At 69.4% G+C, this 13,131-nt stretch carries 5 protein-coding genes; all 5 read left to right on the forward strand.

The window, feature by feature from the left end:
* Positions 1-281: 281 nt before the first annotated feature.
* The 5 genes from VGV58_RS10255 to VGV58_RS10275 all read left to right on the forward strand — a co-directional run bounded on the left by VGV58_RS10255 (position 282) and on the right by VGV58_RS10275 (position 13,084).
* Entirely contained in the window at positions 282-1,508 is a 1,227-nt protein-coding gene (locus VGV58_RS10255; RefSeq protein WP_326873905.1) for a polysaccharide biosynthesis/export family protein, read from the forward strand.
* A 144-nt stretch (positions 1,509-1,652) separates the two neighbouring features.
* Positions 1,653-2,087: a hypothetical protein gene (locus VGV58_RS10260; protein ID WP_326873906.1), complete on the forward strand. Its 435-nt coding sequence runs from the start codon at positions 1,653-1,655 to the stop codon at positions 2,085-2,087.
* A 33-nt stretch (positions 2,088-2,120) separates the two neighbouring features.
* Positions 2,121-2,948, forward strand: coding sequence for a methyltransferase, TIGR04325 family (locus VGV58_RS10265; RefSeq protein WP_326873907.1), 828 nt, complete (start codon positions 2,121-2,123; stop codon positions 2,946-2,948).
* A gap of 169 nt (positions 2,949-3,117) precedes the next feature.
* The gene (locus tag VGV58_RS10270; RefSeq protein WP_326873908.1) at positions 3,118-5,124 is read left to right on the forward strand and encodes an amino acid adenylation domain-containing protein; all 2,007 of its coding nucleotides are present in this window, start codon (positions 3,118-3,120) and stop codon (positions 5,122-5,124) included.
* The gene (locus VGV58_RS10275; protein ID WP_326873909.1) at positions 5,117-13,084 is read left to right on the forward strand and encodes a hybrid non-ribosomal peptide synthetase/type I polyketide synthase; all 7,968 of its coding nucleotides are present in this window, start codon (positions 5,117-5,119) and stop codon (positions 13,082-13,084) included. The genes VGV58_RS10270 and VGV58_RS10275 overlap by 8 nt, the downstream gene beginning before the upstream one ends.
* The last annotated feature ends 47 nt before the right edge of the window (positions 13,085-13,131 follow it).

Genomic DNA, 13,131 nt, shown 5'->3' on the forward strand with positions numbered 1-13,131 from the left:
CTACTCCCACGCGATGAGAATGGCACCTCGCCCCGAGGATGGCCGCCGCGCTCGACTATGGGATTAATCCGGTAGCGACGCGCCTTGGCCCGAATGCCAATGCGGAAAGCGGCCCTGCCCTGACATCCTGCCGGCATCGCATCGCCCCTCTGCGGGCAAGACGGTCGGAGCCGGCTTTGGACACGTCAATCCACCCCCGGAAATCTCACCATGCCTCGCGCGCCGTGGTCCTGGCCCAGCCGCCGCGGCCGCATCGACTTTGGCCGCTCGCCCTGGCGCTGATGGCATGGGCGCTCCTCCTGATCGCGACCGCAGTGGCGGCCGAGCGCGAGGCAGCCGACACGCTCTCGATCGGCGACAAGGTCACGATCTCGGTCTTCGGCCAGACGGACCTTTCCGGCGACTTCGTCCTCGACGGCTCCGGCGCTGTGAATATGCCGCTCGCCGGGCGGATCAGGATCGCCGGGCTATCGGCGCCGGAAGCGGAAGCGCGGATCCGCAGCGCGCTGATGGACGGCTATCTGCGCGATGCCGTGGTCAGCCTGCGGGTCGCCGAGCTGAAGCCGGTCTACATCATGGGCGAGGTGCGCTCACCGGGAACCTATCCCTTCCGGCATGGGCTCAACATCCTCGCGGCCGTCGCACTGGCCGGCGGCTACCGGGTCGGCGACGAGTCGATCGCCGTCCTCAAATCCGAGCTCCTGCTCGCCGACGAGCGCGAGCAGCTGCTCAACGCCTCGCTTCAGACCCTGACGGCGCGACGCCAGCGCCTCGAAGCCGAGCGCGACGGCGTCAAGCAGCTCGTGGCCGATGCAAGAAGCGCGGGCAGTGCCCAGATCCTGGCCGGCGAACAGGAGATCCTCGACTTCCAGCGCCGGGCGCGCGAGGGCGAGCGCGACTTGCTGAGCCAGCAGGTCGCGCGGCTCCAGTCTGAAAAGGCCGCCCTGACCGACCAAGCCCGACTGGTCGAGCGACAGGTCGAGCTGACCCGTGAGCAATCGACCGAGTACAACAAGCTGGCGACAACCGGCCATGGCCTGCGCACAGTCCAGGTCGAGCGCGAGCGCGACTATGCCCGCACGCAGGGCGAAGCCGCGCGCCTGCGGGCGGAACTGGCCAAGAGCGAGACGGCGCTCGGCGAGCTGACGCTGCGGCTGCGCGAGCTCGACACCACCTATATGCGCCGCGTCGTGCTCGAGCTGCAGGAAACCCGGCAGAAGATCCTCGAGGTCGAACGCAGCCTGCCGACCGCGCGCGAGATTTCCGAAAGCCGGCGCCGCAGGCTGGTAGCGAGCCAGGGCTCCGGCGCAGCGGCGGATTGGGACATCAGGATCACACGACAGGCCGGCCTCGCGCCGGTGACGATCCAGGCGAATTTCGAAACCACGCTGCAACCCGGCGACATCGTCCAGGTAACCCCGAAGACGCGCGCTGCGGAGAGCTCCCTTCCCGGGGAGGCAGCAAAGACGCCGGTACGCCAGCTCACCGGCCTCGCCAGCCAGCAATGACCCTGTCACGACCCACGCGCGGGCGCCGTCATGCCTGAAGGGCCAGTCATCGACCACATGACAGACCGCGATCCAGCTCGGTGAGCGAGCAATATCGAGGCGACAGGGAGAGGAAACCCTCTCCCGGCCAGGACGGAGGCACTCTTGACGAGTTCGGAGAAGCACAGCCGGGACGATGGCAGCAGCGCACGCACCGCCCCCTCGCTTCCGGCGGTGCGGAACTCCGCCTTCGCGAAACATTGGCTCGCTATCGACGAAGGCGGCGCTGAGCTGACCAAGGCCGTGTTCGGTGCGCCCGCCAAGCGAGCGGCACCCCGGCCAATTCCGAACAAACAGGTACAGTCTTCAATCCCGTCGATGCCCGCCTCGCCGAGCGCACCCGTGCCCTCTCGTTTCCGGGCGACCGTCGCCCTGCTCCTGCTCGTCCTGGCCGTGCTCTTTGCGCAGCCTGCCGCCAGGCTGCTGGGTTTCGCGTCGCAGCCGGAGCGGGCCGGCACAGCCGAAGTATCGCCGCGTGGCAAGGCGCCTCCGATGAAACCCAGCGCTCGCCCCGAGGCGAAGCGTGCCGGTGAGGCCTGAACGATGTCCGCCAGCGCGACATGGAAACAGAGTTTGCGCCTGACCGCGCGCACGGCCTCTGCCCGCTGGCCCGGCATCGCCCAGTTCCGCCGGAAGCTCTACGAGGCCCGCTTTCGCGCCGGCCGATATCACTGCGGCTACAGCGGCAGGTTTGCCGGCTTCGAGGCGGCCGAGCGCGCCTTGCCGGCCGGGCTCGCCGGCTTCGACCATGACGCGATGGCGGACATCGACCACTATACCACCATGGCCGGCGGGATCGAGCCGATGCCCGCGACCGAGTATCCGTTGCTGTTCTGGCTGCGCGGCGCGCTCGACGAAGGCGCCCGGACGCTGCTCGATCTCGGCGGTTATGTCGGGCATGCCTTCCGCCAGTACGACCAGTATCTCGGCTTCCCCGATGACTTCCGCTGGACCGTCTTCGACCTGCCGCACATCACCCGGGCGGGACAGGCGATCGCCGCGCGGCAGCCCACCTCGCGCCTGCGCTTCACCAACAGCGTCGATGACGGCTGCGGCATGGACATCCTGCTCGCAGCGGGCTCGCTGCAATACCTGCCGGAGAACTATCTGCACGAGAGGCTGAAGGCCTGGCCGAAACGTCCCCGGCATCTGATCGTCCAGCGTACGCCGCTCCATGCGCGGCACTCCTTCGTGACGATCCAGTCGGTGATCACGCGAACGGGCGAGGTTTCCTTCTGTCCCTACAGCGTTCCGGCACGCGCCGGTTTCATCGATGGCCTGCTCGCGCTCGGCTATGAGCTCGTGGATTCCTGGGAGAAGCCACGCAGCCTCGACGTGCCCTTCCATCCGGAATGCCATGTCGAGACCTATTCGGGGCTCTACTTCCGGCTGGGATCCTGAAGTCCCCGAACCACGTCCCCCGCATCCACAGCCCTTTCGGACATGCATCCCTCGGCTGAGCGCGCCCGGCGTGCATCATCCGTGCGCGGCACGCCTACCCCATGGGAAGATGGCGTTACTCCACCTGCTCCAATGTCGTCACGCCGGCTTGGCGCATAGCCTTCCCTGCATGACACAGACCGTCGACAGGAAAGCAGCCCACAAGGCCCCGCGTCGTAGCCGGCCTCGGGCGTCCGCCGCTCCCGATCTCGCTGGAGCCATCCGCCCGCAAGCCGCCCGGCAAGAGACGCCGCAAAGCGCGCCAACCGCACCGGCAACCCTGGTCGACCTCTTCGCCGCGCAGGTCGCCGCCCGGCCACGCGCAGTCGCCTTGTCCTTCGGCGGGGCCCATCTCTCCTATGCCGAGCTCGATGCGCGCGCCGAACGACTGGCCGGGCAATTGACCGCAGCGGGCGCCGGCCCCGGCGCGATGGTCGGGCTTTGCCTGCCGCGCTCGCTCGACCTGATCGTCGCGTTGGTCGCGATCCTGAAGAGCGGCGCCGGCTATCTGCCGCTCGACCCGGCCTATCCGGGCGAGCGCCTCGCCTTCATGGTCGAGGACGCCAATGCCTTGCTGATCGTCGCCTCCGAGCACGCCGACTGGCTGCCGCCAGGCCGGCAACGGATCGATCCGCATCAGGCCGAAGACGCCAAGGCGGCACCTTCGCCGACGCAGACCGCAGCTGCCGCCAGCGACCTCGCCTATGTGATCTACACCTCCGGCTCGACCGGCAAGCCGAAGGGCGTCGCCATCGAGCATGCCGCCGTGACGCGGCTCTTCAGTGCGACGGATAGCTGGTTCGGCTTCCGGTCCAGCGATGTCTGGACCCTGTTCCATTCCGTCTCGTTCGACTTCTCGGTCTGGGAGATCTGGGGGGCGCTGCTTCACGGCGGGCGTCTCGTGATCGTGCCGGAGAGCACGACGCGGGACCCCGCCGCCTTTTTGCGGCTGCTCGCCGACGAGGGCGTCACGGTCCTCAACCAGACGCCGTCGGCCTTCGCCGCCCTCGACCGCGCCGATCATGACCGGAGCGGGCGCGACCAGCTCTCCCTGCGCCTCGTGATCTTCGGCGGCGAAGCGCTCGATCCGCGCCGCCTCGCCGGCTGGTATCAGCGCCGCGGCGAGCATGCCCACCTCGTCAACATGTACGGGATCACGGAGACGACGGTGCATGTCACCTATCGCCCCCTCTCCCCTGCAGATGCGGAACAGCGGTCGAGCCTGATCGGACGGCCGATCCCGGACCTCAAGCTCCTGCTGCTCGACGGCGAAACCATGCGCCCGGTGCCGCGTGGCGAGGTCGGCGAGATCTTCGTCGCGGGAGCAGGCCTCGCCCGCGGCTATCTGAATCGGCCCGAGCTCAATGCCGCGCGCTTCGTGCCGCATCCGAACGAGCCCGGCGCCCGGCTCTACCGCTCCGGCGACCTGGCTCGCCAGGTCGACGAGGACGACTATGAGTATCTCGGGCGGGCCGACCAGCAGGTGAAGATCCGCGGCTTCCGCGTCGAGCTCGGCGAGATCGAGACGGCGCTGATGGCCCATCCTGGTATCAGGCAAGCCGCGGTGCTGCTCCGCTGCGATGACGGGAACGAGCGGCTCGTCGGCTATCTCGTGGCCGATGGAGCGGAACGTCCCTCCCCGGCAGCGCTGAAGGCCCATCTCGGCGCGAGCCTGCCGGAGCATATGGTACCGGCGGCCTTCGTCTTCGTGCCTGATATCCCGCTGACGGTGAACGGCAAGCTCGACCGCGCGGCGCTGCCGGCGCCCGGCCGGGCACGGCCGGAGACCGCCGCGCCCTATGCTGCGCCCCGCAATGCGATGGAGCGGCGCTTCGCCGATGCCATCGCCGACGTCTTCCAGATCGACATCGTCGGCATCGACGACAATTTCTTCGATCTCGGCGGCAATTCCCTGCTCGTCGCCGAACTGCACCGGCGCCTCGTTCGGGACCTGCCCTGGTTCGCTCTGGTCGATCTCTACCGCTACCCGAACGTGCGGGCCCTGGCCGGCCATCTGACGCCGCAGAAGCCGAGCGTGCTCGGCAGCCTCGCAGCGGCACGCGAGCGCGGCCTGCGCTCGCGCGGCCTGCCCTCACCCTTCCCTGAAAGCACGTCGATAGGCGGCTCGCATGACTGACCCCCTCCCCGAGCGCGCCATCGCGATCATCGGCATGGCCGGCCGCTTCCCCGGCGCACCGACCGTCGGCATGCTCTGGCAGAACCTGCTGGCCGGTGTGGAGTCGATCACGAGGTTCGAGCCCGCCGCGCTTGAGGACAGTTTCGACGCGGCAACACGCGCGCTCCCGAACTTCGTTGCGGCAAAGCCGGTGCTCGACGGCGTCGACCAGTTCGACGCGCCCTTCTTCGGCATGATGCCGCGCGAGGCCGCGCTCACCGATCCGCAGCAGCGCCTGCTGCTGGAATGCGCCTGGGAAGCACTCGAAGATGCCGGCTACGACCCCGCCGCGCCCGGCCAGTGCATCGGCGTCTTCGCCGGTGCCACCTCCAGCACCTATCTGCTGCAGAACCTGCTGCACGACCGCTCGGCGATCGCCGGCTACACCTCCGGCTTCCAGATCGGCAACCTGCCGATGCTGGTCGGCTCCGCCGCGGATTTCACCGCGACACGGATAGGTTACAAGCTCGGCCTGACCGGCCCCTGCGTCGCCGTCCAGTCGGCATGCTCGACCTCGCTGCTGGCGGTCGCCCAGGCCGTGCAGAACCTGCTCTGCCATGGCTGCGACATGGCCCTGGCGGGCGGCGTCTCGATCACCTTCCCGCAACGGCGCGGCTATCTCGCCCAGGAGGGTGGCATCGTCTCGACGGACGGCCATTGCCGCCCCTTCGACGCCGGCGCCAGCGGCACGATCTTCGGCAGCGGCGCCGGCCTCGTCGTGCTGAAGCGGCTGGAGGATGCGGTTGCGGATCGCGACCAGATCTACGCCGTCATTCGCGGTGTCGGCGTCAACAATGACGGCGCCGGCAAGGTCGGCTTCACCGCCCCGAGCGTCGACGGCCAGGCCGCGGCGATCGCCATGGCGCACGCCGCCGCCGATATCGATGCGCGCTCGATCGGCTATGTCGAATGCCACGGCACAGGCACGCCGATGGGCGATCCGATCGAGGTCGCCGGTCTGACCGCCGCCTTCCGGCTGACGACGGAGGATCGCGGCTTCTGCGCGCTCGGCTCGGTCAAGTCCAATATCGGCCATCTCGACGCCGCCGCCGGCGTCACCGGGCTGATCAAGACCGCGCTCTCGGTGAAGAGCGGGATACTGCCGGCGAGCCTGCACGTCACGCGGCCCAACCCCGCGCTGGAGTTGCCGGAAAGCCCGTTCTTCATCGCTGACCACAGGCAGGAATGGCCCGGGCATGAAGGGCCCCGCCGCGCCGGCGTCAGCGCCTTCGGATTCGGCGGCACCAATGTCCATCTCGTGCTGGAGCAGGCCCCCGCGAGCCAAACCGTGGCACCGGCCCGCCGCAACCAGGTCCTGACGCTCTCCGCCCGCAGCGCTGCGGCGCTCGGCAAGGCGCGGGACCGGCTGGCGGAGCATCTCGAAGCCCAGCCCGAACAGAGTCTCGCCGACATCGCCTTCACCTTGCAGACCGGGCGACGGCCTTTCCCCTACCGCCTCGCCGTAGCCGCCGGCAGTCATGCCGAGGCGGCTGCCGCCCTGCACAAGCAGAACACCGAGCGTGCCACGGCCGTGACCGGCGTCGGCGATCTCGTCTTCATGTTCCCCGGGCAGGGCTCGCAGTATCCGCAGATGGCGCGGGAGCTTTATGCCGGCGAGCCGGTCTTCCGCCGGACGGTCGATCTGTGCTGCGAGTTGCTGAAGCCTGAGCTCGGGCTCGACCTGCGCGGGCTGCTCTATCCGAGCAATGGCGGCGATCCCGAGCGGCTCTCGGCGACGCTGCTCGCGCAGCCGGCGATCTTCACGGTCGAATACGCGCTGGCGCAGCTCCTGCTGAGCTGGGGCCTGCAGCCTGCCGCCATGATCGGCCACAGCGTCGGCGAATTCGCCGCCGCCTGCCTCGCCGGCGTCTTCTCGCTGGAGGACGCCCTATCGCTCGTCGCCCGGCGCGGCCGGATGATGCAGGAGCTGCCCGGCGGGGCGATGCTCGCCGTGCGCCTTCCCGACGCCGAGATCGCGGCGCTGGCGCAAGGCGGCGTCAGCCTGGCAGCGATCAACGCCCCCGGCATGGGCGTGCTTGCCGGCCCCTTCGAGGCGATCGAAGCGCTGGAAGCCGAGCTCGCGCAGCGCAGCGTCACGCACCGGCGCCTGCAGACGTCGCATGCCTTCCACTCCGCCATGATCGACCCTCTGGTCGCGCCGTTCACCGAGTCGGTCGCGGCCATTCGCCTCAACGCGCCGGAGCTGCCCTACATCTCCGGCGTGACCGGCGACTGGGCCAGCGCCGAACAGACCACCGATCCCTCCTATTGGGCGCGGCATGCGCGCGAGCCGGTGCGCTTTGCCGACGGCATCGCCACGCTGGCGCGCAGCCTCTCGCCCATCCTGCTCGAAGTGGGACCCGGCGCCGCGCTGGCCAGTTTCGCGTTGCAAGGCGCTGGCGCGGGCCGGGCCGCCATCTCCTGCCTGCCCGATGCGCAAGGCGATGCCGAAGCCATGCTGGCCACCGCGCTCGGACGTCTCTGGACCGCTGGCACCGCGCCGGACTGGTCGGCCTGCCAGGCCGGCGACCGCCCGCGCCGCGTCTCGCTCCCGACCTATCCGTTCGAACGCAGCCGGCACTGGGTCGAGGCGCCAGTCGCCTCGGCTGCCGTCTCTGTCGCCGCGCCTGCGGTCGCCCCCGTTCAACCTCTTCCCACTCAACCCGAGCAGGAACCGGCCATGCCTCCCCATGCTGACACCGACATTCCCCTGGGCCGTTCGGAGCTCGGCGGCCGGATCGCAGCGATCTTCGAGAACCTGTCGGGGCGGCCCTTCGGCGCGGACGAGACGGGCGCGAGCTTCCTCGAGCTCGGCTTCGACTCGCTGCTGCTGACGCAGGCGGCGCAGGGTCTGCAGACGACCTTCGGCGTCCAGATCCGCTTCCGCCAGCTGCTCGACGATCTGCCGAGCGTCGACGACGTCACGCGCCATATCGCCGAGCTCTGCCCGCAGGAGATGGCGAAGCCGGCGCCGGTCGTTCAGGCGGCGGCTCCGGCCGCGCCTGCACCTGCCATGTCGGCGCCCGTCACAAGCGTTCCCGCGGCCGCCAGCGCGCAGCCAGCCGGTTCGGGCCTGGACGCGCTGATGCGCGAGCAGCTCGATGTGATGTCGCGTCTGATGGAGCGCCAACTCCAGGCCTTGAGCGGCCAGGCGGCAGCACCGGCCATCGCGGCCGCGGTGCCGGCCTTGCAGCCCTCGCCTGCTCCACTGCAGCCGGCAGCCGTCCAGCGGCAGCTTGCCCCCGCCCCCTCGGCTTCGACAAGCACCACCACCGGCTCAACGGCACGATTCAAGCCGCTGATCCGCACAGGCAACGAAAGCCTCAGCGAGGCTCAGCGCGCGCATGTCGCCCGGCTGACCAAGCTCTATGTCGGCAGGACCGCGACCTCGAAGCGGCTCGCCGACCAGCACCGCCCGGTCCTGGCCGATCCGCGCACCGTCTCCGGCTTCGCCGCCGACTGGAAGGAGATGGTCTACCCGATCGTCTCCGCCCGGGCGAAAGGTGCCCGGATCTGGGACGTCGACGGCAACACCTATATCGACCTCGTCAACGGCTACGGCCAGACCGCCTTCGGCCATGCGCCCGATTTCGTCGTCGAGGCAGTCCAGGCCCAGCTGACGGACGGTTTCGCGATCGGGCCGCAATCGCCGCTGGCGCATGAGGCCTCGAGACTGTTCTGCGAACTGACCGGCCACGCCCGCGTCGCCTTCTGCAACACCGGCTCGGAAGCGGTGATGGCGGCGATGCGCGTCGCCCGCACCATCACCGGCCGTGACAGAATCGTCGCGTTCTCAGGCGCTTATCACGGCCAGTTCGACGAGGTTCTGGTCCGCGGCGTCGGCGAGCAGCACCGCTCGGTGCCGGCGGCTCCGGGCATTCCGGCGGACGCCGTCGGGCGCATGACCATCCTGGACTACGGCACGGACGAGAGCCTCGCCTGGCTGCGCGAGCATGCGCAAGAGCTCGCCGCCGTCCTGGTCGAGCCGGTGCAGAGTCGCCGGCCGGGCTATCTGCCCGTCGCCTTCCTCAAGGAAGTGCGCGCGATCACCGAGCAGGCCGGCACGGCACTGGTGCTCGACGAGGTCGTCACCGGCTTCCGCGTCCATCCGGCCGGCGTGCAGGCCCTGCTCGGCATCAAGCCGGACCTCGCCACCTATGGCAAGGTCGTCGGTGGCGGCCTCCCCGTCGGCCTCCTGGCCGGCACGCCGCGTTTCATGGACGCGCTCGACGGCGGCGCCTGGCGCTTCGGCGACGACAGCGTCCCCGAGGTCGGCGTCACCTTCTTCGCCGGCACCTTCGTCCGGCATCCACTGGTGCTGGCGGCGACGGTCGCCGTGCTCAGGCATCTCAAGGAGAAAGGGCCGGCGCTGACCGAGGCCCTGACGCAGCGCATGCAGGGCCTCGTCGAGGCGCTGCGGCGCGCCTTCGCCAAGGTCGGCTGGGACGTGCCGATCGAGAGCTATGGCAGCGTCGCCTATTTCGAGCCGGGCCGCGATCATCGTCTCGGCAGCCTGCTGCACTACCATCTGCGCGCCCGCGGAATCTTCATCCAGGAACACTATCCCTGCTTCCTGACCACCCAGCATGGCGATGCCGAGATCGCGGCGATCATCGCCGCCTTCGAGGACAGCCTCGCCTTGATGCGCCGGGATGGGATGTTGCCCGGAACGGCCGCCGAGAGCCTGCCGCCGGACATGCCCGCCGCTCCGTCGGAGATCGAGCTGCCTCTGACCGAGGCCCAGACCGAGATCTGGTTGTCGGACCAGACCGGCCCCGAAGCCAGCGCCGCCTTCAACGAATCCGTCAGCCTGACGCTGGACGGCCATATCGATGCGCTGCGCCTCGCCGAGACGGTCAGGCAGGTCGCGGCACGGCATGCGATCTTGCACGCGCGGTTCTCCGCCGATGGCGAGACGATGCAGCTCCCGCCTTCGGGGACGTTCCCGGTTGCGATCAGCGACCTGCGCGGCGAGCCTGATCCGCAAGCAGCCCTGCAAGCGTTGATCGAGGGCTATGCCAGCCGCCCCTATGACCTTGTGCAGGGACCGGTGGCGGAAGCCGAGATCATCCGGCTCGGCGAGCAGAAGCATGTGCTGATCCTCTCGGCGCATCACATCGTCTGCGACGGCTGGTCGACCAACATCCTGCTCGACGAGATCGCCACCGCCTATCGCTCCGGCGTGGATGGGCTGCCGGCAGCGATGCCCTTCGCGGACTACGCCACGGAAACGCGGCAGGACCCGCGCACGGAAGAAGCGGCAACTTACTGGACCAAGACGTTCGCGGAGCTTCCCACCCCGCTCGAGTTGCCGACCGACCGGCAACGGCAGGCGCCGCGCAGCTTCAATGGCGGCACGCGCACCAGCTTCATCGAGGTCGAGCTCTATCGCCAGGTGAAGGCGGCGGGTGCAAAGCGCCGGCGGACATTGTTCGCCACGCTGTTCGCCAGCTTCCAGGTGCTGTTGCTGCGGCTCTCTGGCCAGCGCGACCTCGTCATCGGAGTGCCTGCTGCCGGGCAATCGCAGCTCGAAGGTCCCTCGCCCGTCGGCCATTGCGTCAACTTCCTGCCGATCCGCGGCGGGATCGATCCGGCCGAGCCGTTCTCGGCCCATCTCGACAAGGTCGGGCGCCTCATCCTCGACGCCTATGACCATCAGAGCTTCACGCTCGGCGCGTTGCTGAAGCGGCTGCGCGTCCCGCCGGTCTCCGGGCGGCTGCCGCTCGTCGAGGTGCAGTTCAACCTCGAGCGGCTGGCCGGCAATCTCGACTTCGGCGCCGGCGTCAAGGCGAGCGCCGAGCCGAACCCCAAGGCCTTCTCGACCTTCGATCTCTATTTCAACATCGGCGAATCCGACGATGGCTTGCGGATCGACTGCTGCTACGGCGCCGATCTCTTCGACGCGGCGACGATCGACCGCTGGCTCGGCCACTACCGCACGCTGCTCGCCGCCTTCGTCGCCAACCCCGACATGGTCATCGCAGCGATGCCGCTGATCGAGGGCGACGAGCGCCAGCGCCTCGTCTCCGAGATCAACGATACGCAGGTCGCGCTGCAGAGCGACGACGGCACGATCCAGGCTTTCGAACGCCAGGTCCAGCAGCAGCCCGAGGCGATCGCCGTCTCCTGCGGCGACCAGCAGCTCTCCTATGCCGCCCTGAACGCCTGGGCCGACCGGATCGCGGCCGAGCTGACGGCGCGCGTCGACGTTCCCGAAAGCCGCATCGGCCTCTTGCTCGAACGCTCGCCCGCGCTGATCGCCGGCATGCTCGGCGCACTCAAGGCCGGCTTCCCCTATGTACCACTCGACCCCGTCATGCCGAAGGCGCGCATCCAGCGGATCCTCAGGGATTCCGAGGCCGTCGCGCTGCTGACCGCCGGTCCGCTCGACCCGGCCATCGTCGAGCCCGACGAGAGCGTCATGCTGATCGATGTCGACCGGACCACGGCGAACCTCGCCGGGATCCGGGTGGCCGCGATCGCCCCCGACCAGCTCGCCTACGTGATCTACACCTCCGGCTCGACCGGCGCGCCGAAGGGCGTCGAGGTCAGCCATGGCGGACTATCGAACCTGCTGTTCGCGATGGCGCGCGAGCCTGGGTTCTCCCGTTCCGACACGATGCTCGCCGTCACCACGGTGACTTTCGACATCGCCGCGCTCGAATTGCTGCTGCCGCTAATCCAGGGCGGCCGGGTCGCGATCGCGACTTCGGACGAAGCCAAGGACGGCGCCGAACTGCTGGCGCGGCTGCAGCAGAGCGGCGCAAACGTGCTGCAGGCGACGCCGATGACCTGGCGCCTGCTGCTCGAAGCCGGCTTCCGCTCACGGCCGGGCCTGCGCATGCTCTGCGGCGGCGAAGCGCTGCCGCTCGACCTCGCACGCAAGCTGCTCGAAGGCGGCGGCGAACTCTGGAACATGTACGGGCCGACCGAGACGACGATCTGGTCCTCGGTCGCACGCATCCAGCCGGAGGACGAGATCGTCACCATCGGCCTGCCGATCGCCAATACGCAGTTCTATGTCGTCGACGCCAACAACGAGCCTGTCGGCGTCGGCATCCCCGGCGAGCTGCTGATCGCCGGCACGGGCCTGGCGCGCGGCTACGCCAACAATCCCAAGCTTACCGCCAGGAGCTTCATCGCCAACCCGGTCGACCCCGGCACGAGCGCCAAGGCCTATCGCACCGGCGACCGCGCCAAATATCTCCCGGACGGCCGCATCGTGCATCTCGGGCGGCTCGACCATCAGGTGAAGCTGCGCGGCTTCCGCATCGAGCCCGGCGAGATCGAGGCCGTGCTCGCCCGCAAGACCGGCATCGTCTCGGCGGTGATCCTGCGCGAGGACGTGCCGGGCGAGCCACGGCTCGTCTGCTACTACGTCACCGGTGCGGACAGCCCCCCGCCGTCCGAATTGCGAGCGGCGCTGGCGCAGGACCTGCCGGACTACATGGTCCCGACCGCCTGGGTCGGCCTGCCGGCCCTGCCGCTGAACTCGAGCGGCAAGCTCGATCGCGCGGCCCTGCCGGCGCCGGATGCCCAGAGCCCAGCGCCCAAGGCCGAGAAGACGGCGGACAAGGCTGCGCCACGGACCCCTGTCGAGGACACGCTGATCCGCATCTGGAGCGAGGTGCTGCGGCGCGAGGACATCGATGTCCACGACGACCTGTTCGACCTTGGAGCCGATTCCCTCAGCATCTTCCAGATCACCAGCCGGGCCCGCCGCGAAGGCCTCAAGGTCGCTGCCCGGGACTTCTTCCGGAACCGGACGATCGCCGCCGTCGCAGCCGCGCTGCCCGACGAGCCCGCCGCCGAAGCGGCCGCGCCTGCCGCGACGTTCTGGAAGCGGCCATGGCGACGCCCGCGCGACGGTGCGCAGCAGCCGAACGAGCCGAGCGCCGCCTCGCAGCGCGAGAGAGGGTGAACGATCATGGCAAACCAGTTCACCCGCGAACCGGAACCGCATCTCCG

This window comes from Allobosea sp. (genome assembly GCF_035944895.1).
Taxonomy (GTDB): domain Bacteria; phylum Pseudomonadota; class Alphaproteobacteria; order Rhizobiales; family Beijerinckiaceae; genus Allobosea.

Excerpts from the sequence above, each read along its gene's own strand:
- VGV58_RS10270 (WP_326873908.1), top strand. The coding sequence starts at position 3,118 with ATGACACAGACCGTCGACAGGAAAGCAGCCCACAAGGCCCCGCGTCGT.
- VGV58_RS10255 (WP_326873905.1), top strand. The coding sequence starts at position 282 with ATGGCATGGGCGCTCCTCCTGATCGCGACCGCAGTGGCGGCCGAGCGC.
- VGV58_RS10275 (WP_326873909.1), top strand. The coding sequence starts at position 5,117 with ATGACTGACCCCCTCCCCGAGCGCGCCATCGCGATCATCGGCATGGCC.